Below are 24,277 nucleotides of genomic sequence, written 5' to 3' on the forward strand. Positions count from 1 at the left end.
GCCCTTGATAGGTCTGCTGCATGTTCGCCATCGGACATCTGGCGCTAGTCCGAGCTTTGCTCGGCAAAGGGTCCAGTGGACCCTTTGTAGCCTTTGCGGGCGGAGCCCCGGGGGACATGGCCCTTGATAGGTCTGCTGCATGTTCGCCATCGGACATCTGGCGCTAGTCCGAGCTTTGCTCGGCAAAGGGTCCAGCGGACCCTTTGTAGCCTTTGCGGGCGGAGCCCCGCGGCACGCGAGTAAAGCGACAGAGAACCAAAGGCCGGAGCACCCGGCCCGGCCTTTTCTTGTTGTCCCAAAGTCTCCGCAGACAACCGCGCCCTCCCCGTGGGGGAGGTCCGGGCGCTGCCCGCGCAAAGCACGGGCATTCCTTTTGCGGTCCGCCCGTGGACTTCACCCGCAAAAAAGCCCGCCTGCATCGCTGCAAGCGGGCCCTTCGTGAAACTGGCGCAGGCCTAGTTCAATGCAGCATCCGTGATCGCCGACGTCCACGCGCCCTCAGGTTCAGCCGTGATAACCGGATCGGACCCACCGGCCAGCAGGGTGTCCACCGTCCGCTGATAGGCATCCACATCCAGCGCACCGGTGCTGCCTTGGGTCAGCTTGGCGATCTCACCCATCATGCGGGCCTGTGCGGCCTCGGACTGGGCGCCGGTTTCATCGTATTCGATGATGATGGCCGCGGCTTCATCCACGTTGGCCTCCGCATAGCGCCACCCTTCCATCGAGGCGCGCACGAAGCGGACCATTTTGTCCACGAACACCGGATCCTCAAGGTTCTCTTCCAGCGCGTAGATGCCGTCCTCCAACGTGGCCACGCCCTGTTCTTCGTATTTGAACGTTACCAATTCATCGGGGTCGACACCCGCATCGAGAACCTGACCGTATTCATTATAGGTCATGGTTGAAATGCAGTCGGCCTCACGGTTCAAAAGCGGGTCCACGTTGAACCCTTGCTTAAGGACTGTCACACCGTCTTCACCGCCCTCTGTGGGGATGCCTTCCTGGCTCATCCAGCTGAGGAACGGGTATTCATTGCCAAAGAACCACACGCCGATGGTCTTGCCGCGAAAATCCTCAACGCTTTCGATGCCGGTGTCTTTCCAGCAGGTCAGCATCAGGCCGGACGACACGAACGGCTGCGCGATGTTCACCACCGGCAGGCCCTTTTCACGGGCCGCCAACGCGGACGGCATCCAGTTGAGCATAATGTCCGCCCCACCGCCTGCCAGCACCTGAGGGGGGGCGATATCCGGCCCACCGGGCAGGATCGTGACGTTCAGACCTTCCTCGTCATAGAACCCTTTTTCCAGCGCAACATAGTAGCCCGCAAACTGCGCCTGCGTGACCCACTGCAATTGCAAGGTGACGTCGTTGGCGTGGCCATCGGCCAGCGCGCTGGTGCCCATTAGACCCGCGATCAGGGCGGTTGTTGTCAGTGTCTTCATTGTTGACCTCCAGTGTCATGTTGGACGGCCGCACGGATGTGTCCCCGCGGTCTCACCGTTGTGACGGGTGCCAGAATGTCACCCGCTTTTCGATCAGGGCCATCGCCCCATAAAAGGCCGAACCCGCAAGGGCCGCGACCACAATTTCAGCCCAGACCATATCCATGGCAAGCTGGCCCACGGATGTTGAAATCCGAAAACCCATGCCCACCGTGGGGGAGCCGAAAAATTCAGCGACGATGGCGCCGATTAAGGCAAGTGTCGTCGCAATCTTGAGTCCGTTGAAGATGAACGGCATCGCCGCTGGCAGCCGCAGTTTGAACAGGCTAGGCCAGTAGCCCGCCCCGTAGGTCCGCATCAAATCGCGCTGCATAGCGGATGTATCTTTCAGGCCCGCGACCGTGTTGACCAGAATGGGAAAGAACACCATGACGCCCACAACGGCCGCCTTGCTTTCCCAGTCGCTGCCCAGCCATTTGACGAAAATCGGTGCCGTGCCGACGATGGGCAGGGCCGCCATAAAGGCCCCGACCGGCAAAATACCTTTTGTCAGAAAATCGGACCTGTCCGCCAGCAACGCCACCGCGAAGGCCGCGATCATTCCGGCGATGTAACCGGTCAAGGCGCCCTTGATGATCGTCTGGTTGAAATCCGCAAACAACGTCGGGATGGATGACGCAAAGGTCGCCGCAATGGCCGAAGGGGCGGGCAGGATGATCGGGCTGACGCCCAGCATGGTCACCAAGACCTGCCACATGGCGATCAGCGTGATGCCAAAAATTGCCGGGATCAGCAGGCTGACCGCGCGGCTGTCTGACGCCGGACTATTGGCCAGACGGCTGTTGATGAACCACCCCGCAGCCCAGATCAAACCGGCAATCGCGAACGCCATCATGCCGCAGCCCCCACCATGCCCATACGCCGCAGCGTGCGCCGTTCAATCAGGCTCAATATCGCCACCAAAAGCGCCGCCGTAATCGCCGCCCCAAAGAGCGCAGCCCAAGTCACAATCGGCTGCCCGTATTGATCCCCCACCAACATCCGCGCACCAAATCCGGCCCGTGCACCGGTGGGCAATTCACCCACAATGGCCCCCACCAAAGACGCAGAAATCCCGATCTTGAGCGATGCGAACAGATAGGGCATCGACGCCGGCAGACGCAGTTTCCAAAACCCCTGATTGGGGCTTGCGTTGTAGGTTCGCAGCAGGTCCAACTGCATCGCGTCCGGACTGCGCAGCCCTTTCACCATGCCCACGACCACGGGGAAGAAGGATAAATAGGCCGAGATGATGGATTTTGGCAAAAGCCCCTGAATGCCAATCGACCCCAGCATCACAATCACCATCGGCGCCAGCGCCAGAATGGGAATGGTCTGTGACGTGATCGCCCAAGGCATAACCGACTTGTCCATCGTCCGGTTGTAGACGATGCCAACAGCCAACAAGATGCCCACGGTTGTGCCAATCACGAACCCCAGCAAGGTTGCCGACAACGTCACCCACGCATGATGCAACAAAGACCGCCGCGATGTGGGCGCGACGGTGAAGATGGTCTTGTACAGCTCCGCCCCCACCTGGTGAGGCGACGGCAGGTTGGGCCGGTCCAACGTATAGGTCATCCCCCAGATATCAGGGTTTTGCAGGGCGAGGGAAATGCCCGACACCTCTTTGCGCTCAGCCGGGGTGTCCGGCGTCACGACGATATCCTGCCGTGCGGCCTGATCCGCCGTCAGGTGGATGTTCATTGGCACCACCGCCGCGATCCAAAGACACACGATCACCAGAACAATCGACAAAGGGGGCCACAGCGCTTTCATTCACACATCATCCTGATGACCCGCACGCAACCCGTCGCGGACGCGGTGGGCGATTTCGATGAACTCCGGCGTGTCGCGGATATCCAAGGGCCGCTCGCGGGGCAGGGGGCTGTCGATCACATCGGTGATCCGGCCCGGACGGGGCGACATGACGACGATCTTCGTGGACAAATACACCGCCTCGGGGATGGAATGGGTGACAAAGCCGATGGTCTTTTCGGTGCGCGCCCAAAGCTGGAGGAGCTGTTCGTTCAAATGGTCGCGCACGATTTCATCCAGTGCGCCGAAGGGTTCATCCATCAACAAAATATCCGCATCAAAGGCCAAGGCCCGCGCAATGGAGGCCCGTTGCTGCATCCCGCCGGACAGCTGCCAAGGAAACTTCTTCTCAAACCCTGCAAGGTCGACAAGGTCCAACACACGGGCCACCCGTTCGGCCTGTTCAGGTTTGGAAAAGCCCATAATCTCCAACGGCAGACGAATGTTGCCGCCAATCGTGCGCCATGGGTACAGCCCCGCTGCCTGAAACACATAGCCATAGGCGCGCGCACGGCGCGCCTCATCCGGGGTCATCCCGTTGACGGAAATGTCGCCACCGGTGGGCGTCTCAAGCCCCGCAATGCAGCGCAAAAACGTGGTCTTGCCACAGCCCGACGGCCCGATAAAGCTGACAAAATCGCCCTTCTCGATGTCCAGGTTCACGTCGTGGAGGGCGTGCACCGGTCCATCATTCGTCTCAAACGTCAGGTCCAAAGAGCTCGCTGAAATCACGCTCATACCGCGTCTGCCTTCTTCCACCGCGACACCATCTGTTCGGTCGCAGCATAAAGTTTTCCGTTGCCCGTGCGCAGCCGGTCGCCGCTCACGAAATTCTCCAGTCTGTCCCAGTCCCGATAAAGGGCCGTTTTCCAATATCCACGGGCGACGTCCTCATCCACGGCATCATGGTCGATAAGTCGGGACAGCAGCCCGTAGACGCTCAGGATATAGCGCGCGCGCCCCCGATCATCGCTGGTCATCGCGTTGAAATCCTCCTGATGCCGGTCTGCGCCAAAGAAGTTCAGCCGCGCATTGCGGAACTGCTCCCCCTGCAGGGTATCGTGAACGACAAAGATGCTTTCCCTCAGAAACCGGCGTTCGTCCTTGCTGTCGGATTTGGCCTGAATGGCCGTTTGCCGCCAGACAAAACGGGCCGTCGCAATCACCGCGAGTGCCGCAAGGATGGCAGCCGCGTCTGCGACGATTTCAAGCAGTTGGAGCCAAGCAGGCATAGGCTTCGATTACACCCCCGTCGCCGGAATACCCGTTCGCTGAACGGGGCGCGGCGCGGTCAGGTCCTTCCACGTGCTCAGCGCGCGGTTGGTCACGCCGTTGCCTTCGCGTCGGACGAATTTGCCGTGGCCTTCTTGCGTGCGGATGTCTCCGTCATGCACCGCCACATGGCCGCGGGTCAGGGTGAAACGTGGCAGGCCTTTGACCCGCTGGCCCTCGAACACATTGTAATCAATGGCCGATTGCTGGGCGCTGGCTGCAATCGTTTTTTCCTTTTCCGGGTCCCACACCACCAAATCTGCATCAGCCCCAACCGCTACGGCACCCTTACGGGGATAGCAGTTCAAGATTTTCGCGATGTTGGTTGAGGTCACGGCCACAAATTCATTGGGCGTCAGACGGCCCGTCGCGACCCCGTGGGTCCAGAGCATCGGCATCCTGTCTTCAAGCCCGCCTGTGCCATTGGGGATCTTGGTGAAATCGCCCACACCAGTGCGTTTTTGCGCCGTGGTGAACGCGCAATGGTCTGTTGCCACGACAGACAGCGACCCCGATTGCAGGCCCGCCCACAGACTGTCCTGATGCATCTTGTTGCGGAACGGCGGGGACATGACGCGGCGCGCGGCGTGGTCCCAATCGGCGTCGAAATACTCGGATTCATCCAAGGTCAGGTGCTGGATCAGCGGCTCCCCCCAAACCCGTTTGCCTTGCTGGCGCGCGCGCCGGATCGCCTCATGGGCTTCTTCGCAGGACGTATGGACGACGTACAAAGGCACGCCCGCCATATCGGCGATCATGATCGCACGGTTGGTGGCCTCGCCCTCAACCTGTGAGGGCCGCGAATAGGCGTGCGCCTCGGGTCCCGTATTGCCCTCCGCCAGCAGTTTGGCGCTGAGTTCAGCCACCACATCACCGTTCTCCGCGTGCACCATGGCGATCCCGCCCAGTTCCGCCAGTCGGTTGAAAGAGCTGAACAATTCATCGTCATTCACCATCAACGCGCCCTTATAGGCGAGGAAGTGTTTGAAGGTGTTGATCCCGCGCTCTTCTATCACGGTCTTCATGTCATTGAACACCTGCTCCCCCCACCACGTGACCGCCATGTGGAAAGAATAATCGCAATTGGCACGGGTTGATTTGTTGTCCCAGCGTTTGATCGCGTCCATCAGGCTTTCGCCCTGATTGGGCAGGCAGAAATCCACGACCATCGTGGTGCCGCCCGCCAGACCCGCGCGCGTGCCGCTTTCGAAATCATCCGTCGAATAGGTCCCCATAAACGGCATTTCCAGATGCACATGTGGATCAATCCCACCGGGCATGACATAGCAACCCGTCGCGTCGAGTTCTTCATCGCCTTTGAGGCCCTTGCCGATCTCAACGATCACCCCGCCCTCAATCAACACATCCGCTTCATAGGTCAGATCATGGGTCACGATCGTGCCGTTCTTGATGACTTTGCTCATGGTAGGTCCTTCATTCTTCTGATCCGCAAACTCCGGGGGTCTGGGGGCTGGCCCCCAGTCCGGCGCTAAGACACAATCTCCGCCGTCTCTAACACCGCATGCATCAGCACATCCGCGCCCGCTGCGGCCCATTCGGGGCTGATCTCTTCCGCTTCGTGGTGCGACAGTCCATCGACACAGGGGCACATGACCATCGCCGTGGGGTACNAATCGTTGATCCAGCAGGCGTCATGGCCAGCACCGGACACGATGTCCATGTGACTATACCCCAACCGTTCAGCTGCATCGCGCACGGCACCTACGCAGGCCTCATCAAAGGCGGGCGGGTCGAATTGGCCGACGATCTCGCACGAAAACTCCAGCCCGATGTCTGCGCACAACCCCGGTGCGCGGTCGTTAAATTCCGCCACCATCGCGTTCAGCTTATCCAGCAGATGCGTGCGCATATCGACGGTGAAGACCACCTTACCGGGGATCACGTTGCGGCTGTTGGGGAAGACGTCGATGTGGCCGATGGCACCCACCGCATTGGGCTGGTTGGCCATGGCAATCTCGTGCACCAGTTCGGTCACCAACGCCAAACCACGCCCCGCATTGCGGCGCATATGCATGGGCGTTGAGCCTGTGTGGCTTTCCTTGCCGGTCACCGTGCATTCGATCCAGCGCAGGCCTTGGCCGTGGGTGACAACGCCAATGTCTTTGCCCTCGGCCTCCAGGATCGGGCCCTGTTCGATGTGCAATTCAAAGAAGGCATGCATCTTGCGCGTGCCGACTTTTTCGTCGCCCTTCCAGCCGATGCGGTCCAACTCATCCCCGAACCGTTTGCCGTCGGCATCCACACGGTCACGGGCCCAGTCCAGGTCATGCTTTCCGGCGAACACACCCGACGCCAGCATTGCAGGGGCAAACCGCGTGCCCTCTTCATTGGTCCAGTTGGTGACCACAATCGGGTGCTTGGTCTTGATGTCGAGGTCATTCATCGTGCGGATAATCTCAAGCCCGCCCAACACGCCCAGCACCCCGTCGTATTTGCCGCCCGTGGGCTGGGTGTCCAAGTGCGATCCCACGTAAACGGGCAGGGCGTCGGGGTCCGTGCCCTCACGGCGGGCAAACATATTGCCGATCTCATCCACGCCCATGGTGCAGCCCGCGTCCTCACACCAGCGTTGGAACAGATGGCGGCCTTCGCTGTCTTCGTCGGTCAGGGTCTGGCGGTTGTTACCACCGGCGACACCGGGGCCTATCTTGGCCATCTCCATCAGGCTGTCCCACAAGCGGGTCCCGTTGATGCGTAAATTCTCACCTGCTGCTGGCATGACACCCCCAAGGCTGGCTGCATTATTTGACCAATCGGTCAAACCCACGCTACCAGAGGTCAGGCATCCGTCAAGGATTTTGCTTAACCCTTGGGCAGCTTGCCGTTAAACCCTGCTAAGGCGGGTGTGTTTGCCCAAAAGATGATCAGAGTGATAACAGCCATGGCCAAGACTGACACACGCATTCAGAAAAAGAACCAGGCCACGATCATGCAAGCGGGGCTTGAGGTGTTTTCACAGTTCGGTTTTCGCGGATCGACCTTGGATCAGATCGCCAAGGCGGCAGGCATGTCAAAACCCAATTTGCTGTATTATTTCAAATCGAAAGAGGCCGTTTACACGGCCCTTCTTGCGCGGCTTTTGGAAAACTGGCTGGAACCGCTCAAGGCGATCGACCGCGATGGTGATCCTGTCGAACAGCTGTTGGGCTACGCCAATCGCAAGCTTGATATGTCCAGAAATTTCCCCCGCGAAAGTCGCCTGTTTGCCAATGAAATCATCCAAGGCGCGCCGCGGATCGGGGATGTTTTGCAAGGTGAACTCAAAGATTTGGTGGATGAGATTGCCGTCGTCATCAACGGCTGGGCTGCAGCGGGTCGGATCAAACCGGTCGATCCCTATCACCTGATCTTCACCATCTGGTCATTGACCCAACACTATGCGGATTTTGATGTTCAGGTGCGGGCAATCTTGGGCGATGTTGACCCGTTTGAAGGCGCACAAACCCATCTGGATATGACCCTGCGCGGTCTTTTGCAGCCCACATAAAAATGGGGCCGATACAGCGGTGCACCGGCCCCAGTCACTCAGGGAGACATCATTCCGCGGCCGTGGCCGCCGGATTGTTCGGATGGGTCGTCCAGTTGGCGTAGTCCTTTTCGACGGTCTTGCCTGTGCGCGGGTCAACACTGCCGGGTTCCATTGCGACCATTGAGATGCAGTTTTCCACCGGACAGACATCCACGCAGAGGTTACAGGCCACGCATTCCGCATCGATAACCTCAAACACACGATCTGCGCTCATCGAAATCGCTTGGTGTGAGGTGTCTTCGCAGGCCGCATAGCACCGTCCGCAGGAAATGCAGGCGTCTTGGTCGATCTTCGCCTTGGCGATGTAGTTGAGGTTCAGGTATTGCCAATCGGTCGTATTGGGCACCGCCGCCCCGCAGAAATCCGCGATGCTTGTGTGGCCCTTTTCGTCCATCCATTGGGACAACCCGCTGATCATCTCCTGCACGATCTTGAAGCCATATGTCATGGCCGCCGTGCAGACCTGCACGTTACCGCAGCCCAGCGTGATGAATTCCGCCGCATCGCGCCACGTGGTCACGCCGCCGATGCCCGAAATGGGCAGACCAGCGGTTTCAGGATCACGGGCAATTTCGGACACCATGGACATCGCAATCGGTTTGACCGCAGGGCCGCAATAGCCGCCGTGGGTGCCTTTGCCGTCGATGCTGGGCTCTGGCGACATCGTGTCGAGGTTCACTGACGTGATCGAGTTGATCGTGTTGATCAGGCTGACCGCATCCGCCCCGCCCCGTTTCGCGGCTGCCGCCGGTTTGCGGATATCGGTGATGTTGGGCGTGAGTTTCACGATCACGGGTTTGCTGTAATACTGCTTGCACCACCGCGTCACCATTTCGATATATTCGGGCACTTGGCCCACGGCGGCGCCCATACCGCGCTCAGACATGCCGTGGGGGCAGCCAAAGTTCAGCTCAATCCCGTCGGCGCCCGTGTCTTCGACCAGCGGCAGGATGTCCTTCCACGCCTGTTCTTCACACGGGACCATGATCGACACGATAATGGCGCGGTCAGGGTAGTCGGCCTTCACGCGCTTGATTTCGTCAAGGTTGGTGTAAAGGTCGCGGTCGGTGATCAATTCGATATTGTTGATCCCCAACACCGTGCGGTCCTTGCCATAGATCACACCATAGCGCGGCCCGTTGACGTTGACGACGGGCGGCCCTTCGGACCCCAGCGTCTTCCATACCACACCGCCCCATCCGGCCTCAAACGCACGGCGGACGTTGTATTCCTTGTCCGTTGGCGGGGCAGAGGCCAGCCAGAAGGGGTTGGGGCTTTTGATGCCCAGAAAGTCGGTTGTCAGATCGGCCATTTATGAACCTCCCATCAATGTCGCATGAATATCCATCGCCGCATCGCGGCCCTCGGCCACGGCCGTTACGGTCAGGTCATCGCCACCGGCGGCGCAATCGCCCCCCGCCCAGACGCCCGCACGGGAGGTGCGGCCCGCGCCGGTCACGGCGATCTTACGCCCGTCGAGGTCCAATCCCCCGTCCGAGGTCAAGGTCTGGCCAATGGCGCGGAAAACCTGGTCGGCGGGCAGGCGGACGGTCTCTCCCGTGCCGCGCAGGGTGCCGTCCACGGTCTCGGTCAATTCCAACTCAATCTCAGCGGCTGATCCGTTGCCATGGATCGCTTTGGGTTGCGCGTTGAACATCAGCTTTACCCCGTGGGATGCGGCCAGATCCTGTTCATAGCGGCTGGCCCCCATGGCGTCGCGGCCCCGACGATAGGCGATGGTCACATTGTCCGCGCCCAGCAATTTGGACTGCACGGCGGCATCCACCGCCGTCATCCCGCCGCCAATCACAACAACGTTGCGACCAACGGGGAGGGAGGACAGATCGTCCGTCTGGCGTAGCGTTTCGATGAACGACACGGCGTCTTCGACGCCATTTTTGTCGGCCCCGTCCACAGACAGCGCATTCACACCGCCCAGACCCACGGCCAAAAACGTGGCCTCAAAGCAGCCAACCACATCGTCCAGTTTCAACGCCTCACCCAGCGCCATACCGGTCTTGATCTCAATCCCGCCGATGGAACACAGCCATTCGACCTCGCGCGCGGCGAAGTCATCGGTCGATTTATAGGCGGCGATCCCGTATTCGTTCAGCCCACCGGGTTTTGGCATGGCATCATAGACGGTGACGTCATGTCCCAGCATTGCCAGACGGTGCGCACAAGACAGGCCCGCAGGCCCCGCGCCAATGACGGCGATCTTCTTGCCTGTGGGCGCGGCCCTTTCAAACGGCATCACACCCGCTGCCATCACGGTGTCGGTGGCGTAGCGTTGCAGGCGGCCGATTTCGACGGGTTTGCCCTCGGCCATCTCACGCACGCAGGCCTGTTCACACAGGTCTTCGGTCGGGCACACGCGGGCGCACATGCCGCCTAGGATATTCTGGTCAAAGATCGTCCTCGCCGCAGCCTCAGGCGTGCCCGTGGCGATCTGGCGGATGAACAGTGGAATGTCGATGTCCGTGGGGCAGGCCGTGATGCAGGGCGCGTCATGACAAAAATAACAGCGGTCGGCTGCGACCGCGGCTTCATGACCATCCAGCGGCGCATGCAGGTCTGCAAAATTCTCGGCCAAGGCCTCTGCGGCTAGACGTGCAGCGGCAATTCCGGGGGTGTAGGGCGAATTCATCGTGGCTCCCGTCGGTTGATAACGGGTTCACCTTGGCACAGTTTATTTTTTTATCAAACGGTAAAATTATGAACCACCCAGCGCGCCTGCCTCTGCCCATGTTTCGATAGACCCCGCGCCGCATTTGCCTAAACTGGCGGCAGTTTATGCACCATCCCCCAGCCGGAGGCCCCCACATGCCCACCTATGCCGTTGTCCAAGTCGACGTCAAAGACGCCGATGAATACGCCAAATACGCCGAACTGGCAGGCCCTGCAGTCGCCCAATACGGTGGTGAATTCCTCGCCCGTGGGGGGCAGGTTGAGGTGATGGAGGGCACAACCCGCGCCCGCTGCGTCATCATCCGTTTCCCCGATATGGCGACCGCAAAGGCGTTCTATCACGGCCCCGAATATCAAAAGGCGCTGAGTTTTGCGCTCCCGGTCTCTGACCGCGACTATAAGTTCGTCGAAGGCATTTAGCCCAAGACATACCCAGTTGACGGTAGATTCCGTCAAAATCGACCGGATTCATGACGATTTTTGTCGGAATCTCTTGAGGTTGGGCTATTTCCTGCCCAGATAGGCCGCAATCAGCCAATAGGCCCCAAAGATCAGGAGTTCGCGTGTCCCTCTTCCTTATCGTCGCCTTGCCATTCTTGGGCGCATTGCTTCCCAGCTTGATGAATTCCGCAGGCCGGCAGGCCGTTGGGGGCGTGACGTTCACGGTTACTCTGGCCGCCTTTATTGGTCTGATGACCAATCTGCCTGCCATTCTGGCCGGTGAGGTTGTTCAAACCGGGTTCGACTGGTTCCCGCAGCTGGGTCTGAATGTCACCTTGATGTTGGACGGTCTGGGGTTCTTCTTTGCCACGCTGATCCTTGGCATCGGATTGCTGATCATTGTCTACGGTCGCCACTATCTGGCGCGCGAAGATAACATGGGCGAATTCTTCACTTACCTGTTGTTGTTTCAGGGTGCGATGGTCGGCATCGTCTTGTCAGATAACATCCTGCTCTTGCTCATTTTCTGGGAACTGACATCGCTGTCGTCCTTCCTGCTTATCGGATACTGGAAACATCTTGAGGCCGGACGCCAAGGCGCGCGCATGGCGCTGACTGTGACAGGCATGGGTGGCCTTGCGATGATCGGTGGCATGTTGCTGCTGGGCAATATCGCGGGGTCCTATGACCTGAGCGTGATCTTGCAAAACCGCGATGCCATTCAGGCCGACCCGATGTATGTCCCCGCGCTGTTGTTGATCTTGACGGGCTGTTTCACCAAATCCGCGCAATTTCCGTTCCATTTCTGGCTGCCCCACGCCATGGCGGCCCCCACGCCCGTGTCGGCTTACCTGCACTCTGCCACGATGGTGAAGGCGGGGATTTTCCTGATGGCACGCTTGTGGCCGGTGCTGTCGGGCACGCCCGAATGGTTCTACATCGTCACCACCGCTGGTCTGATCACCATGGTGCTGGGCGCAGTCATCGCGTTTTTCAAACATGACCTGAAGGCGCTCTTGGCGTTTTCGACCGTGTCCCAACTGGGTTTCATCACCATGTTGTTGGGCACTGGCACGGCCTTTGGCGCGATGGTTGCTGTGTTCCACATCCTCAACCACGCGACGTTCAAGGCGGCGTTGTTCATGTCCGCCGGTATCGTGGATCATGAAACCAAAACCCGCGATATCCGCATCCTTGGCGGCCTGCGCCACCTCATGCCCATTACCTTTGTCATCGCCACGCTTGGCGCGCTGTCCATGGCGGGCATCCCGCTTCTCAACGGGTTTCTCAGCAAGGAAATGATGCTCAAGGAGATGGAGAAGACGTACCTTTTTGGCCCCGAATGGCTGGTGCCTGCTTTTGTGACCTTTGGCTCGCTCATGTCGGCGGCCTATTGTTTCCGTATGATCGGCCATACGTTTCTGGGCAAGAAACGTGATCCTGAAAGCTATCCGGCCAAGCCCCATGATCCGGGCGCGGGTCTGTGGCTTCCCCCTGCGATCCTGATCGTTTTGGTGGTTGGCATTGGCGTCGCCCCGTTCTTGGTCGAACCCTTCATCAAGCTCGTGACAGCAGCGGTTCTAGGCGACGTGGCTGAGGTGCCCGACTATAACATCGCGATCTGGTATGGCTTTAACGTGCCGCTTTACCTTTCGATCACGGCCATCGTCGGCGGTCTGATTGTGCTTGCCCTGTTCAAACCCCTGTCCGCCCTGTGGGAAGCCACCCCAAGGCCCGAGGCCAAGACCATCTTCGACAATATCGTGGCAGCGGTGGTCATGTGGGCGCGCTGGGCCATCCATCCGCTGCACAACGGCGCCTTCACCCGCTACGCGATGATTGCCACCGTGGTCATTGTCGCCGCAGGCTATCACGCGTGGACAACCGGCACCGTGGCTGAGGCCAGCCGCGCCGTGCAGCCTGTCGGCTGGGTCGAAGTCGCAGGCTGGGCCATGCTGGTCGCCGCGACCGTTGGCCTTGCGGCTATGCACCACAACCGCCTGCTGGCGCTGATCCTGATCGGGATCGTGGGCCTGATGGTGTCCATTGGGTTTGTCTTCCTGTCGGCACCTGATCTGGCCATGACGCAGATCACGGTTGAGGTGGTGACGATCATCCTGTTGCTGCTGGCGCTGAATTTCCTGCCCAACACCACGCCCGAAGAAAGCCCATGGTACATGCGCGCGCGGGATATGGTGATTGCAGGTGTCGGGGGCCTTGCTACGATGGCGCTGGCCTATCACTATTTGCTGCGCGACGCGGTCTCGTCGCCCATTTCCGAATTCCACCTTGCCAATTCTTACAAAGGCGGGGGCGGCACCAATGTCGTCAACGTGATCCTCGTGGATTTCCGTGGCTTCGACACCTTCGGCGAAATCATCGTGCTGGGCATCGCGGCCCTGCTGATCTACGCGCTTACGGAAACCCTGTTAAGCGGCCCAGTGCGCGCGCGTCTGCTGAACCGTGTGCCGGACAAACCCCTGTCGGGCACGCAGCACCCAATGATGATGGTCGTGCTGACGCGCGTGATGATGCCCGTCGTGCTGATGGTCGGCTTCTACATCTTCCTACGTGGTCACAACGAACCGGGCGGCGGGTTTATCGCGGGTCTGGTCGTGTCGATCGGTGTGGTGATGCAATACATGGCGTCGGGCTTTGCCTGGGCCGAGGACCGGCAGCGCTTCCCCTATCACGGGATCATCGGTGCCGGCGTCTTGATCGCGGGCCTGACGGGCATCGGGTCATGGTTCTTCGGCAAACCGTTCCTGACCTCTGATTTCACCTATGTGCGCATCCCGCCATTTCAGGAATTCGAACTGGCCACGGCCGCCCTGTTTGATGTGGGCGTCTTCTTGGCCGTCGTTGGCGCGGTGATGTTGTCGCTGGAGAGTTTCTCACGCCTGGCACGGCGTGCCCATGTTAAGGATCCAGACCACCCGATGGATGTTGACCCTTCGATGCATGAGGATTTCCTTGATGCAGAGACCGCAAAGGAGGGGGTGTGATATGGAAGTCCTCGTCGCCTCCGCCATCGGGATCATGACCGCCGCTGGCCTTTATCTGGTCATGCGCCTGCGGACGTTCCCCGTGATCCTTGGCATTTCGCTGCTGACCTATGCGGTCAACGTGTTCCTGTTTGCCTCCGGTCGTCTGACCATCGGCGCACCGCCCATCCTGACGGATGCTGAGGTCTATTCAGACCCGCTGCCGCAGGCGCTGGTTCTGACCGCTATCGTGATTTCCTTCGGCATGACCGCTGTGGTCGTGATGATCGCGCTTGGGTCCTATCTGGGGTCCAACGACGACCGCGTGAACGACCCGCAGCCCGTGGATGAGGAGGACGTGACATGACCCATTGGCTCATCGTGCCCATCATCCTGCCTGCCATGCTGGCCCCGTTTATCGTGCTGGCCGCGCGCTATCATCTGAGCATCCAGCGGGTGTTTTCCGTGGTGGGTGTTCTGGCGCAAATCGCCATTGCCATCGGTCTTTTGTGGGCTGCGTCCGACGGGACGATCATGCTCTATCAACTGGGCGATTGGGCGGCACCCTTCGGCATCGTTCTGGTGGGGGACCGTCTGTCGACCATGATGGTGCTGCTGACGGCAGTCCTGTCGCTGATGGTGCTGCTTTACGCCATCGGATCAGGCTGGGATGACCGTGGGCGACATTTCCATGCGCTGTTCCAGTTCCAGATCATGGGCATCATGGGTGCGTTTTTGACAGGCGACCTGTTCAACCTCTTTGTGTTCTTTGAGGTTTTGTTGATCGCATCCTACGGGTTGATGATCCACGCGGGTGGCAACGACCGCTTGCGGGCGGGCGTGCAATATGTGCTGTTCAACCTGCTTGGGTCCACGTTGTTTCTGTTCGCGCTGGGCGCTATTTACGCCGAGACCGGAACGCTCAACATGGCCGATCTTGCGGCAAGGGCAGACCTGATCAGCGCAGATGCAACTGTCGGCATTCGTGTGGCGGCTGTTCTGCTGCTGTTGGTCTTCGCCATCAAAGCAGCCCTTGTGCCGCTGCACTTCTGGCTGCCCAGCAGCTACGCCGAGGCACCGGGTCCGGTTGCAGCCCTCTTTGCGATCATGACCAAGGTCGGCGCTTATGCGATCATCCGCGTCTATACGATCATCTTCCCCCCCGACCTAGAGGTTACACAGGGTCTGCACGACGTCTGGTTGCAACCGGCCGCTTTGCTGTCGGTGGCTTTGGGCATGATTGGTGTCTTGGCTGCGAAAAAGCTGGACCGTCTGGTGGCGTTTTCGGTGATCGGGTCCATGGGCATGGTGCTGGTCGCGATTTCCATATTTACACCGGCCAGTATCGCCGCCGCGCTGTACTACATCATCCATTCCACGTTGGCGGGGGCGGCGCTGTTCCTGATCGTGGATCTGGTCAAAGACAGTCGCGGGTCTTTGGCGCTGCGCACCATGCCCCCCGTGGCGGGTGCAGCCCTGACGGCCGGTCTGTTTTTTGCCGCAGCCATCGCCATGGCGGGTCTGCCGCCCCTGTCGGGCTTTATCGGCAAACTGCTGATCCTTGATGCGGCCTTTGCGTCCGACATCCAGCCGGTGATCTGGACGGTGATCCTTGCCTCGTCCCTGATTGCCATCGTGGGCTTCGGGCGCGCAGGCAGCACGGTGTTCTGGAAGGCCAAATCGATGCCCGTAGATGATGACGCCGAACTGACCTTACCGCCCAGCGTCATGGCTTATGCTGCGGTCTTTGGCCTCTTGGCAATGTCCGTGGCGCTGACGGTCTTTGGCGGTTTTGTCCACGACTTCACCACCGCGACCGCCGACCAGCTGTTCAACCCTGAGCCCTATATCTCAACCGTGGTGGACACACCCGGCAAGCTCAGCTCCCCGACGGAGGGCTACTGACATGACCCGCGCTTTCAACTGGCTGTTCCCCCACCCGTTCCTGACCCTGCTGATGGCCGTGGTCTGGATTTTGCTGCAAAACCAGTTTTCGTGGGGGATGGCCGTCTTTGGCGTGATCCTTGGTGTGGTGATCCCGCGTCTGACCGCACGGTGGTGGCCGGACCGCCCCGCAGGGTTCCGCGTGGGCCGCATGATCGGCTATGTGCTGTTGGTCCTGTGGGACATCATCATCGCCAACATTGAGGTCGCTTGGATCATCCTGACCCGCCGCAACAAAAACCTGCGCCCGGCCTGGATCGTCATCCCGCTGGATTTGCGCAGCCCCGAGGCGATCACCGTGTTGGCGGGCACCATCACCCTGACCCCCGGCACCGTGTCAGCGGACATGTCCAACACCGGACGCCATTTGTTGGTGCACGCGCTGGACGCACCGGACCCAGACGCCGTGCGCAATGACATCAAGACCCGCTATGAGGCCCGTTTGAAGGAGATTTTCGTATGATGCCCGCAGAAGACCTCATGTCGTGGGGCGTTGTGGTGGCCTTTGCCATTATCGCCATTTCCCAAGTCCTCGCCATGGTGCGGCTGGTCATCGGACCGGGCACCGGCGACCGTATTCTGGCGCTGGATACCATGGTCGTGAATGCCATTGGCCTGATCGTGCTGATCGGCATCTGGCAGGGCACGCAGCTGTTTTTTGAGGCCGCCCTGATCATTGCCATGCTGGGTTTTGTTTCCACCGTGGCCTATGCGCGGTTTGTCTTGCGGGGGGACATCATCGAATGAACTGGGAAGAGATCGGAACCTACTTCGCAGCCATCTGCCTTTTCATCGGCGCATTCTTTGCACTTGTGGGCACCTTTGGCCTTCTGAAACTCAATGACAGCATGACCCGCCTGCACGCGCCCACCAAAGTCGGGACCATGGGCATCGGCATGTTGCTGCTGGCGTCAATGGTGTATTCCATTGTGCAGGGGCAAGGGTCCTTCCATGAACTTTTGATCATGGCCTTCCTGTTTGTGACGGCCCCGATTTCAGCCAACTTCATCAGCAAGGTGAATATCCATCGTCGCAGCTGCGATGCGCCGCCTGCGGTGCCTGACAGTGAAGAATGGTCCACCTTGGTGCAGCGCGAAGAAGACCAAGGCGCGCGTCCTGCGGAAAACTAGTCCTGCAGCAGGCTTGCCAGATGTTTGGCGGCGCTGTGCATCTCGTCGAGGTAGTTCAGCGCCCTTTGCTGATCAAACCGCACCGTGGGCGCATGGAAAGATAGCGTGGCCACCAGACGGTCGTTTCCGTCCATGATCGGCACGGCAAGGGCAATCATCCCGTCCATGAATTCTTCGTTGTCGGTGGCATATCCGTCCGCTCGCACCTGTTCCACGGCCTTGATCAGCTGATCTGCGGTCGTGATGGTGTTGGCGGTCTTGGTCTCAAAATCCTCAGCGGCGGCATAGCGGGCCAGATGGGCCTCGGGCAGGGTCGACAGATACATCTTGCCCGACGCTGTGCAGTAAAACGGGACGGTCGTGCCCACGGGCAACTGAATGCGCAGCGGCCACTCCGTCTCAACCCGTTCGAGATAAATCATGCTGTCGCGGTCGGGCAGGGCGATGTTGCAGGTTTCCCCGATCTGCGCGCTCAGCTTACGCAGCACCGCAAGGCGGGCCGCACGGATGCGCAGGGACGACAAAACGCCCGTCGCCATTCCACGCAACCGACGGCCAGGCGAATAGGCCCGCCCGTCGATGTCTCTTTGTAGGAACCCCTCGTCCTCCAGCGTGGCAAACAGCCGGTGGATGGTGGGTTTGGGCAGCCCTAGTTGGGCGTTGACCTCGGTGGGGGTGATAGGCACCCCCACGCGCGCGACCTCTTCCAGCACCAGCAAAAGCCGCAAGTTGGTCGGGATCGTATCCGAGGTCTGTCCGTCCATTAGGCTGGTGCTCCTCCGCTGAACAGCGATTGCAATGTCTCATAGAACCAGCCGCCCGGCAGCAGGGTCTTCGAGATACTTGGGACAAGCGCCACGAGGAACCACACCGAAATCAGCGCGACAAGATACATGGTCGAGTACCGCAACAGCCTGAAATACGGAACCCCCGTGACGCCAGACGCCACATAGAGGTTCAGCCCATAGGGCGGCGTGATGAACCCGATGGACGCCCCCACAAGGAAGACGACCGCAAACTGGATCGGATCAACGCCCACAGAGTGCGCAATCGGGGCCAAGATCGGCGCCAGAATGATCGTCACCGGCAGTGATTCCAGAACCATGCCGGACACAAACACGATGGCCATGGCCGTGAACAGAACGGGGTAGTAGCCACCCATCGACGTCAGAAACCCTTCGATCAGCTCCTTCGCGCCAAGCGATGACAGGTTCTGTTGCATCACCACCGAAATGGCGATCAGCGGCGCAAGGATGCCGGTGATCTGCGCGGACCGCATGGTGATCGACGGCAGCTCAAGCGGGCCAAAGCCGCGCACAACCACCATTTCCTGGAATCCGCGTTCGTTGATATCGCGGTCCTCGTCGATCTTCATCGCCTTGTAGATCGGCAGGCAGATAAATCCGACCAGCACACAGAAGCCCACGGTCACGCCCGCCGCCTCAGTGGGGGAGAATTTGCCCGTGTAGATGCCCCAAAGCACCAGACCGATGGCAAAGAAGCCCAGCCAGCCGCCCAATGCGGTTTTCATCACGCGGATCGGGTCCAGACCAATCAGCACGCCCCATTTGTTCATCGTCGACACAATGAAGGCCGTGATGATCATCGACAAAACCATCAGCGCACCGGGCAGAATGCCCGCGATGAACAGGTCATTGATGCTGAGGTTCATGATGAAGCCGTAGACGATAAAGATGATCGACGGCGGGATAATGATCCCGACCGTACCACCCGCGGCTGCGGTTGCCGCTGAAAAGCGGGGATCGTAGCCGCCCTTGACCATTTCAGGGTGCAGCATCGACCCGATGGTCGCCGTCGTGGCCGAATTCGACCCCGAGATGGCCGCGAACAGACCCGACGCGCCAATGGCCGCCATGGCCAGACCGCCGCGCAGCCAGCCAAGGCAGGCATAGGCAAAGTCTGACAGCCGTCGCGCAATGCCCGCACGGTTGATTAGGTCCCCGGTCAAGATAAACAGCGGCATCGCCAATAGGGCAAAACCATCGGTGAACACATCCGACAAAGCCGTGCCGATGTTGACCAGCGGCTGGCCCAGCGCCAGCGACGTGCCCAGCACCCAATAGGCGATGACCAGAAAGACGGGCATTCCCAGCATGAACATGATGGTGACGCCGACTGAGATCAGTGTAACAGCGGTTGATGTATCCATTTTACTGACCTCCCAACACGGCTTGCTCGATCATGGGACGACCGTTCCGGTAATTGCCGATGTCTTGAAACAGGTTTTGAAAGACCCGCGCCGACAGCAGTACAAAGGCAATCGGCAATGTGGCCATGAACCACCACACCATGACGTTGTTGGTGCCGGTGACGATCATAAAGTTGTTGCCGGCATTCACCATCACGCCAGTGGCGGTCACGATGACCATTAGGCAAATCCCCCACCACAAAACAGCATCCGCCATCAGCAAAATAAATTGAGGCATGCGCGGCATTTTTGACCGGAATTCAGAGAACGACAGATGCGTGCGCAGCCGCACGTTATAGCTGCAGCCGGTCCACGTCATAATCAGGAACAAATACCCAGGGATCGTCGTGGACCACGGAAATTGTTCGGAAAAGACAAAGCGGCGGATCACCTCAACAAAGATGATGGCGCCGATGGTCAGATAGGACACGACCATCAGTGTCGGGTCCAGATTGCGTTCCACCCAAGGGACAGCACGGTACAGCAGGGCAATCAAAAGGCCGCCCAACAATGTTGTGACCGCGCCCCACATCCAAACGGCATTCGACAACATCAACCGGCGCAATGGAAAAAAGTCCGGTTCATTGCCGGTCAGCACATCCACAAACACGCCGCCCAATCCGGCGAATATCTGTCCTGTGCCGCTTAACAGCTCTAACATTTTAGGTCCCTCCCGATGTCAGCCCCACCCTAAACTGACAGTGTGCCGCCTACCGGCGTGCGTCTATGGCTTTTTTGTCTTGGATGAAAAAGGGCGGGAGGCATCTGCCACCCGCCCCAATCTCGTGTCGTTGGTTTGCGCGCCGTTTACGCGGACCGCCACCAGCGACGAGGCTCGACGTTCTCGGCAATGGTGTGTGGGTTGCCGTTACGGACCAGGTCATAGATTTCCTGATACGTGTCGCGGCCACCGGCCCAACCGTTGATGCGCTCACGCCACTGTTCCCAAGCCGCAGGCTGGAACTCAGGCGAACACATCTCTTCTGCCTCTTTGCGGGCTTCGTCGGTGAAGATGGACACAGCCACATCGTTCTCGGCGAAGATCGTGCCCGGCATTGGCGGATCGGTGAAACCAACAGTGTTGACCAAAGCAGCCTCGTTGGCGTGCTGGACAAAAACCTGTGCCAGATAGGCGGATTCCATGATCGCTTCCTGCAGATACTCTTCCATGGCGTCAAACACGGCGGCGTTCATGCCGGTGTGCTCTGTGCCGCAGAAGAAGCCCAGGTCCACAGACTGGGTCACAGCAGGGGCCATGTTGGCGTAGGCCACGGCCGATGCCCATGTCTCGGCGCCGTCGATCAGGCCGGTGCGCAGGGCGTCGAGGGTTTCTTCCCATGCCACTGGCACTGGGTTCAGATCCATCAGCTCCATCGCGATACGACCCAACTGGGTGCCGGTCACGCGGTTCTTTGTGCCGGCCAGCTGTGTCACCGACGTGATCGGCCCGCGGTCGGCAAAGCTGTTGCCCAACTGAATGCCGCGAAGTTCCGCGTGGCTGAAGAGGAACTTCAGGCCATGCCGCTCTTCCAGTGGGTTGCGCAGCAGGTCCATGGACTCTGGCGAATACAGGAAGTGGTACTGGTCGGCGCGTGTGCGGAACATATACGCATAGTCCAGCACGTTGAGATAAGGCGTGGACCCAGCAGAGTTCTGCGTGGATGCAGAATACATGTCGATCACGCCCAACTGGGCCTTTTCTGCGCAAGACAGCTGACCACAAATCTGGTTGTCGCCGACGAACTCAACGCGAATTTCACCTTCGGTACGCTCTTCAAGATCGCGTGCGAAGGTCAAAACGCCAGCGCGTTCGATCAAAAGGTTCTGCGGGTTAAAACCAGCGGCACCCAGCGTCAGCGTGTGCTTCGGCTCATTTGCGAATCGCTTCTCGTACTCTGATTCGGCCGCCTTCGCGATGTTTGGCAGCGTGATCGCGCCGGTGAGGCCAGCGGCCCCCATCACAACAGACGAAATGCCGTAACGGCCTGTTAACTTAAACAGATCACGGCGTGAGATGGTGCTGAGCACCTTCGATGCTTTCATAAAATTTTCCTCCCTATGGCAAGATTGATACTTGCAGTCTCAATACTGGGACGCATTATTGCGTTGTGGCAAGGAATTTTTTTATTTGGCACACTTTTTAGGCGGGAGACCTAGGACATGGAAAACCTTGAAGCCGACTATATTGTCGTAGGCGCAGGCTCTGCTGGCTGTGTCGTAGCCAACCGTTTGAGTGCCGATCCAAAGACCAAGGTGATTCTCCTTGAGGCCGGTGGTCGTGATCTTAACCCATGGATTCACATCCCGGTGGGGTATTTTAAGACCATCCATAACCCGTCGGTCGATTGGTGTTACAAAACCGAACCCGATCCCGGCCTGAACAACCGGTCCATAGAATGGCCGCGCGGCAAGGTTTTGGGGGGGTCGTCGTCCCTCAATGGGCTGTTGTACGTGCGCGGGCAAAGTCAGGACTACGACCGTTGGCGGCAGATGGGCAATTCCGGTTGGGGCTGGGATGATGTGTTGCCGCTGTTCAAGCGGGCGGAAAACAACGAACGCGGCGCGGATGAATTTCACGGCGACCAAGGCCCGTTGTCCGTCAGCAACATGCGCATTCAACGCCCCATCACCGACGCTTGGGTCGCAGCGGCGCAGGCGGCGGGCTACAAATTCAACCCCGATTACAACGGGGCGGATCAGGAAGGCGTGGGCTTTTTCCAATTGACCAGTCGCAACGGACGGCGGTGTTCGGCGGCCGTGGCCTATCTCAACCCCGTTAAATCCCGCGAGAACCTTCGGATCATCACCCGCGCACAGGCCGACAAGATTATCGTCGACGGCAAACGCGCCACGGGCGTTTTGTACACCGACCGCACGGGCCAGCAGGTGAAAGTAACAGCCCGACGAGAAATTATCGTCTCGGGTGGGGCCATCAATTCACCCCAGTTGTTGATGCTGTCGGGGATCGGCGCACCGGATGAACTGGCCGAACACGGCATCAACGTCGTGGCCGATCTGCCCGCCGTGGGCAAAAACATGCAAGACCACCTTCAGGCGCGGCTGGTCTACAAATGCAATGAACCGACCCTCAACGACGAAGTCTCAAGCCTTATGGGGCAGGCCAAAATCGGCCTGAAGTACCTGATGTTCCGCGCAGGTCCCATGACCATGGCCGCCAGTCTGGCCACCGGTTTCCTGAAAACCCGCGGCGATCTGGATACGCCCGACATTCAGTTCCACGTCCAACCTCTGTCTGCGGAAAACCCCGGCAAGGGGGCCGACAAATTTTCGGCTTTCACCATGTCGGTCTGCCAGTTGCGGCCCGAATCCCGCGGTGAAATCCGTCTGAAATCCGGCAATCCACGGGACTATCCGGCGATTGTGCCGAATTATCTGTCGACCAAGACCGACTGCGACACCGTTGTGGCAGGCGTGAACATTGCGCGGACCATCGCGCGCCACGCGCCGCTGACCTCCAAGATATCGGAGGAGTTCCGGCCCCACAGCAGCCTCGACATCAATGACTACGATGCGACCCTGGATTGGGTCCGCAACAACACCGCCTCCATCTATCACCCCACCGGCACCTGCAAAATGGGCACCGGCCCCGACAGCGTCGTGGATGACCGCCTGCGGGTGCATGGCATCGCAGGTCTGCGGGTGGCGGATTGTTCGATCATGCCCGAAATCGTGTCCGGCAACACCAACGCCCCCGCCATCATGATCGGTGAGAAATGCAGCGATCTGGTTTTGGAAGATGCCATGGCCATGGCCTGACCCGTTTCACGATGATCTGAACGATTCTTTTTGGCTGTTCCCATTGCTCTCGGCCCCTTGCCGGTTAGCTATGTCCTAAGACAATAGGGAGCACAGCATGACATATACACCACCAAAGGTTTGGACTTGGGATACTGAGAGCGGCGGCAAGTTTGCCAGTATCAACCGCCCCATCGCAGGCCCCACCCATGACAAGGACCTGCCGACGGGCAAACACCCCTTGCAGCTCCACTCCCTCGCCACGCCAAACGGCGTCAAAGTGACTGTTATGTTGGAAGAACTTCTGGCCGAAGGGCATGCCGCCGAATACGACGCATGGTTCATCGACATCAACGAAGGTGATCAGTTTTCCAGCGGCTTTGTGGATGTGAACCCCAATTCCAAAATCCCCGCCCTATTCGACAAATCCACTGGTGTGCGCGTGTTCGAATCTGGCGCGATCCTGCTTTATCTGGCGGAAAAATATCGCGCCTTCCTGCCTCGCGATATCGAAGGCCGGACCGAAACCTTGAATTGGCTGTTCTGGCTGCAAGGCTCCGCGCCCTATCTGGGCGGCGGCTTTGGCCACTTTTACGCCTATGCGCCTGAGAAATTCGAATACCCCATCGACCGTTTCGCGATGGAGGCCAAGCGCCAACTCGATGTGTTGAACCAGAACCTCGAAGACCGCCGCTATCTGGCGGGCGATACCTACACGATTGCCGACATGGCGACGGCCCCGTGGTATGGTGCCTTGGTCAAAGGTCTTGTTTATGACGCGGCCGAATTCCTTGATGTGGCCAGCTATGAACACGTCAACCGGTGGGCTGATGATGTGATGTCCCGCCCTGCTTTTCAGCGTGGCCGCAAGGTCAACCGCGCTTGGGGGGAACCCCACGAACAATTGCGCGAACGCCATGACGCGAAAGATTTTGACGGCCTATAACCTAAGTCACTGATCTGGAACGAAACAAATTTTCAAAATTTGTGGAACCGAA

Annotated in this window: 23 protein-coding genes; 10 read left to right on the forward strand and 13 right to left on the reverse strand. The window is 59.3% G+C overall.

Going from position 1 to position 24,277, the window contains the following annotated elements; genetic code table 11:
• Nucleotides 1-455: 455 nt before the first annotated feature.
• From ACTG36_RS11515 to ACTG36_RS11545, 7 genes are all read right to left on the reverse strand, one after another.
• Nucleotides 456-1,448: an ABC transporter substrate-binding protein gene (locus ACTG36_RS11515; protein WP_375280254.1), complete on the reverse strand. Its 993-nt coding sequence runs from the start codon at nucleotides 1,446-1,448 to the stop codon at nucleotides 456-458.
• Between the two features lie 52 nt (nucleotides 1,449-1,500).
• Nucleotides 1,501-2,340 carry an ABC transporter permease gene (locus ACTG36_RS11520; RefSeq protein WP_375280286.1) on the reverse strand — a complete coding sequence of 280 codons (840 nt, stop codon included), beginning with the start codon at nucleotides 2,338-2,340 and terminating at the stop codon, nucleotides 1,501-1,503.
• Entirely contained in the window at nucleotides 2,340-3,266 is a 927-nt protein-coding gene (locus ACTG36_RS11525; RefSeq protein ID WP_375280255.1) for an ABC transporter permease, read from the reverse strand. The genes ACTG36_RS11520 and ACTG36_RS11525 overlap by 1 nt, the downstream gene beginning before the upstream one ends.
• Nucleotides 3,267-4,043, reverse strand: a complete 777-nt coding sequence (locus ACTG36_RS11530) for an ABC transporter ATP-binding protein (RefSeq protein WP_375280256.1) — start codon at nucleotides 4,041-4,043, stop codon at nucleotides 3,267-3,269. It abuts the gene before it with no gap.
• Nucleotides 4,040-4,537: a DUF4760 domain-containing protein gene (locus ACTG36_RS11535; protein WP_375280257.1), complete on the reverse strand. Its 498-nt coding sequence runs from the start codon at nucleotides 4,535-4,537 to the stop codon at nucleotides 4,040-4,042. The genes ACTG36_RS11530 and ACTG36_RS11535 overlap by 4 nt, the downstream gene beginning before the upstream one ends.
• A 9-nt stretch (nucleotides 4,538-4,546) precedes the next feature.
• Nucleotides 4,547-6,001, reverse strand: a complete 1,455-nt coding sequence (hydA, locus tag ACTG36_RS11540) for a dihydropyrimidinase (RefSeq protein ID WP_375280258.1) — start codon at nucleotides 5,999-6,001, stop codon at nucleotides 4,547-4,549.
• Nucleotides 6,002-6,066: 65 nt separating this feature from the next.
• A complete protein-coding gene (locus ACTG36_RS11545) occupies nucleotides 6,067-7,317 on the reverse strand; it encodes a Zn-dependent hydrolase (RefSeq protein WP_439142409.1) in 1,251 nt (416 codons plus the stop codon).
• A 162-nt stretch (nucleotides 7,318-7,479) separates the two neighbouring features.
• Here ACTG36_RS11545 and ACTG36_RS11550 point away from each other — a divergent pair, with 162 nt between their 5' ends.
• A complete protein-coding gene (locus tag ACTG36_RS11550; RefSeq protein WP_375280260.1) occupies nucleotides 7,480-8,085 on the forward strand; it encodes a TetR family transcriptional regulator C-terminal domain-containing protein in 606 nt (201 codons plus the stop codon).
• A 49-nt stretch (nucleotides 8,086-8,134) separates the two neighbouring features.
• Here the strand turns inward: ACTG36_RS11550 and preA are convergent, their stop codons facing one another.
• Together preA and ACTG36_RS11560 are read right to left on the reverse strand one after the other, a co-directional pair.
• A complete protein-coding gene (preA, locus tag ACTG36_RS11555; protein WP_375280261.1) occupies nucleotides 8,135-9,439 on the reverse strand; it encodes an NAD-dependent dihydropyrimidine dehydrogenase subunit PreA in 1,305 nt (434 codons plus the stop codon).
• Nucleotides 9,440-10,774, reverse strand: a complete 1,335-nt coding sequence (locus tag ACTG36_RS11560) for an NAD(P)-dependent oxidoreductase (protein WP_375280262.1) — start codon at nucleotides 10,772-10,774, stop codon at nucleotides 9,440-9,442.
• A gap of 176 nt (nucleotides 10,775-10,950) precedes the next feature.
• Here ACTG36_RS11560 and ACTG36_RS11565 point away from each other — a divergent pair, with 176 nt between their 5' ends.
• From ACTG36_RS11565 to ACTG36_RS11595, 7 genes are all read left to right on the forward strand, one after another.
• The gene (locus tag ACTG36_RS11565; RefSeq protein WP_375280263.1) at nucleotides 10,951-11,235 is read left to right on the forward strand and encodes a DUF1330 domain-containing protein; all 285 of its coding nucleotides are present in this window, start codon (nucleotides 10,951-10,953) and stop codon (nucleotides 11,233-11,235) included.
• 143 nt (nucleotides 11,236-11,378) lie between these two features.
• Complete coding sequence (locus ACTG36_RS11570; protein ID WP_375280264.1) at nucleotides 11,379-14,261, forward strand: monovalent cation/H+ antiporter subunit A; 2,883 nt, start codon at nucleotides 11,379-11,381, stop codon at nucleotides 14,259-14,261.
• A 1-nt stretch (nucleotide 14,262) separates the two neighbouring features.
• Nucleotides 14,263-14,607, forward strand: coding sequence for a Na+/H+ antiporter subunit C (locus ACTG36_RS11575; protein ID WP_375280265.1), 345 nt, complete (start codon nucleotides 14,263-14,265; stop codon nucleotides 14,605-14,607).
• The gene (locus tag ACTG36_RS11580; RefSeq protein WP_375280266.1) at nucleotides 14,604-16,145 is read left to right on the forward strand and encodes a monovalent cation/H+ antiporter subunit D; all 1,542 of its coding nucleotides are present in this window, start codon (nucleotides 14,604-14,606) and stop codon (nucleotides 16,143-16,145) included. The genes ACTG36_RS11575 and ACTG36_RS11580 overlap by 4 nt, the downstream gene beginning before the upstream one ends.
• Nucleotide 16,146: 1 nt before the next feature.
• Nucleotides 16,147-16,647, forward strand: a complete 501-nt coding sequence (locus ACTG36_RS11585; RefSeq protein ID WP_375280267.1) for a Na+/H+ antiporter subunit E — start codon at nucleotides 16,147-16,149, stop codon at nucleotides 16,645-16,647.
• Entirely contained in the window at nucleotides 16,644-16,931 is a 288-nt protein-coding gene (locus ACTG36_RS11590; protein ID WP_375280268.1) for a K+/H+ antiporter subunit F, read from the forward strand. Before ACTG36_RS11585 ends, ACTG36_RS11590 begins: the two co-directional genes overlap by 4 nt.
• On the forward strand, nucleotides 16,928-17,314 hold the full coding sequence (locus ACTG36_RS11595; protein WP_375280269.1) for a Na+/H+ antiporter subunit G: 387 nt from the start codon (nucleotides 16,928-16,930) through the stop codon (nucleotides 17,312-17,314). Before ACTG36_RS11590 ends, ACTG36_RS11595 begins: the two co-directional genes overlap by 4 nt.
• On the opposite strand, the gene ACTG36_RS11600 is transcribed toward ACTG36_RS11595, so the two are convergent.
• The 4 genes from ACTG36_RS11600 to ACTG36_RS11615 form a co-directional block, all read right to left on the reverse strand.
• On the reverse strand, nucleotides 17,311-18,078 hold the full coding sequence (locus ACTG36_RS11600; protein WP_375280270.1) for an IclR family transcriptional regulator: 768 nt from the start codon (nucleotides 18,076-18,078) through the stop codon (nucleotides 17,311-17,313). The two genes, ACTG36_RS11595 and ACTG36_RS11600, sit on opposite strands and share 4 nt — an antisense overlap.
• A complete protein-coding gene (locus ACTG36_RS11605) occupies nucleotides 18,078-19,484 on the reverse strand; it encodes a TRAP transporter large permease (RefSeq protein WP_375280271.1) in 1,407 nt (468 codons plus the stop codon). The genes ACTG36_RS11600 and ACTG36_RS11605 overlap by 1 nt, the downstream gene beginning before the upstream one ends.
• A gap of 1 nt (nucleotide 19,485) precedes the next feature.
• The gene (locus ACTG36_RS11610; protein ID WP_439142415.1) at nucleotides 19,486-20,184 is read right to left on the reverse strand and encodes a TRAP transporter small permease; all 699 of its coding nucleotides are present in this window, start codon (nucleotides 20,182-20,184) and stop codon (nucleotides 19,486-19,488) included.
• Between the two features lie 146 nt (nucleotides 20,185-20,330).
• Nucleotides 20,331-21,566 (reverse strand): TRAP transporter substrate-binding protein, encoded by a 1,236-nt coding sequence (locus ACTG36_RS11615; RefSeq protein WP_375280273.1) that lies wholly within the window; start codon nucleotides 21,564-21,566, stop codon nucleotides 20,331-20,333.
• Nucleotides 21,567-21,683: 117 nt separating this feature from the next.
• Between ACTG36_RS11615 and ACTG36_RS11620 the strand changes: the two genes are divergently transcribed.
• Both ACTG36_RS11620 and yghU read left to right on the forward strand, forming a co-directional pair.
• The gene (locus tag ACTG36_RS11620) at nucleotides 21,684-23,300 is read left to right on the forward strand and encodes a GMC family oxidoreductase (RefSeq protein WP_375280274.1); all 1,617 of its coding nucleotides are present in this window, start codon (nucleotides 21,684-21,686) and stop codon (nucleotides 23,298-23,300) included.
• A 97-nt stretch (nucleotides 23,301-23,397) separates the two neighbouring features.
• The gene (gene yghU, locus ACTG36_RS11625; protein WP_375280275.1) at nucleotides 23,398-24,225 is read left to right on the forward strand and encodes a glutathione-dependent disulfide-bond oxidoreductase; all 828 of its coding nucleotides are present in this window, start codon (nucleotides 23,398-23,400) and stop codon (nucleotides 24,223-24,225) included.
• Nucleotides 24,226-24,277: the final 52 nt, after the last annotated feature.

It is taken from the genome of Pseudooctadecabacter sp. (genome assembly GCF_965657175.1).
In the GTDB taxonomy this organism is placed as follows: Bacteria; Pseudomonadota; Alphaproteobacteria; order Rhodobacterales; family Rhodobacteraceae; genus Octadecabacter.

Excerpts from the sequence above, each read along its gene's own strand:
- ACTG36_RS11585 (WP_375280267.1), top strand. The coding sequence starts at position 16,147 with ATGACCCGCGCTTTCAACTGGCTGTTCCCCCACCCGTTCCTGACCCTG.
- ACTG36_RS11605 (WP_375280271.1), bottom strand. The coding sequence starts at position 19,484 with ATGGATACATCAACCGCTGTTACACTGATCTCAGTCGGCGTCACCATC.
- ACTG36_RS11520 (WP_375280286.1), bottom strand. The coding sequence starts at position 2,340 with ATGGCGTTCGCGATTGCCGGTTTGATCTGGGCTGCGGGGTGGTTCATC.
- ACTG36_RS11610 (WP_439142415.1), bottom strand. The coding sequence starts at position 20,184 with ATGTTAGAGCTGTTAAGCGGCACAGGACAGATATTCGCCGGATTGGGC.
- ACTG36_RS11590 (WP_375280268.1), top strand. The coding sequence starts at position 16,644 with ATGATGCCCGCAGAAGACCTCATGTCGTGGGGCGTTGTGGTGGCCTTT.
- hydA (WP_375280258.1), bottom strand. The coding sequence starts at position 6,001 with ATGAGCAAAGTCATCAAGAACGGCACGATCGTGACCCATGATCTGACC.
- ACTG36_RS11525 (WP_375280255.1), bottom strand. The coding sequence starts at position 3,266 with ATGAAAGCGCTGTGGCCCCCTTTGTCGATTGTTCTGGTGATCGTGTGT.
- ACTG36_RS11565 (WP_375280263.1), top strand. The coding sequence starts at position 10,951 with ATGCCCACCTATGCCGTTGTCCAAGTCGACGTCAAAGACGCCGATGAA.
- ACTG36_RS11550 (WP_375280260.1), top strand. The coding sequence starts at position 7,480 with ATGGCCAAGACTGACACACGCATTCAGAAAAAGAACCAGGCCACGATC.
- preA (WP_375280261.1), bottom strand. The coding sequence starts at position 9,439 with ATGGCCGATCTGACAACCGACTTTCTGGGCATCAAAAGCCCCAACCCC.
- ACTG36_RS11580 (WP_375280266.1), top strand. The coding sequence starts at position 14,604 with ATGACCCATTGGCTCATCGTGCCCATCATCCTGCCTGCCATGCTGGCC.
- ACTG36_RS11515 (WP_375280254.1), bottom strand. The coding sequence starts at position 1,448 with ATGAAGACACTGACAACAACCGCCCTGATCGCGGGTCTAATGGGCACC.
- yghU (WP_375280275.1), top strand. The coding sequence starts at position 23,398 with ATGACATATACACCACCAAAGGTTTGGACTTGGGATACTGAGAGCGGC.
- ACTG36_RS11620 (WP_375280274.1), top strand. The coding sequence starts at position 21,684 with ATGGAAAACCTTGAAGCCGACTATATTGTCGTAGGCGCAGGCTCTGCT.
- ACTG36_RS11530 (WP_375280256.1), bottom strand. The coding sequence starts at position 4,043 with ATGAGCGTGATTTCAGCGAGCTCTTTGGACCTGACGTTTGAGACGAAT.
- ACTG36_RS11575 (WP_375280265.1), top strand. The coding sequence starts at position 14,263 with ATGGAAGTCCTCGTCGCCTCCGCCATCGGGATCATGACCGCCGCTGGC.
- ACTG36_RS11615 (WP_375280273.1), bottom strand. The coding sequence starts at position 21,566 with ATGAAAGCATCGAAGGTGCTCAGCACCATCTCACGCCGTGATCTGTTT.
- ACTG36_RS11600 (WP_375280270.1), bottom strand. The coding sequence starts at position 18,078 with ATGGACGGACAGACCTCGGATACGATCCCGACCAACTTGCGGCTTTTG.
- ACTG36_RS11560 (WP_375280262.1), bottom strand. The coding sequence starts at position 10,774 with ATGAATTCGCCCTACACCCCCGGAATTGCCGCTGCACGTCTAGCCGCA.
- ACTG36_RS11535 (WP_375280257.1), bottom strand. The coding sequence starts at position 4,537 with ATGCCTGCTTGGCTCCAACTGCTTGAAATCGTCGCAGACGCGGCTGCC.
- ACTG36_RS11595 (WP_375280269.1), top strand. The coding sequence starts at position 16,928 with ATGAACTGGGAAGAGATCGGAACCTACTTCGCAGCCATCTGCCTTTTC.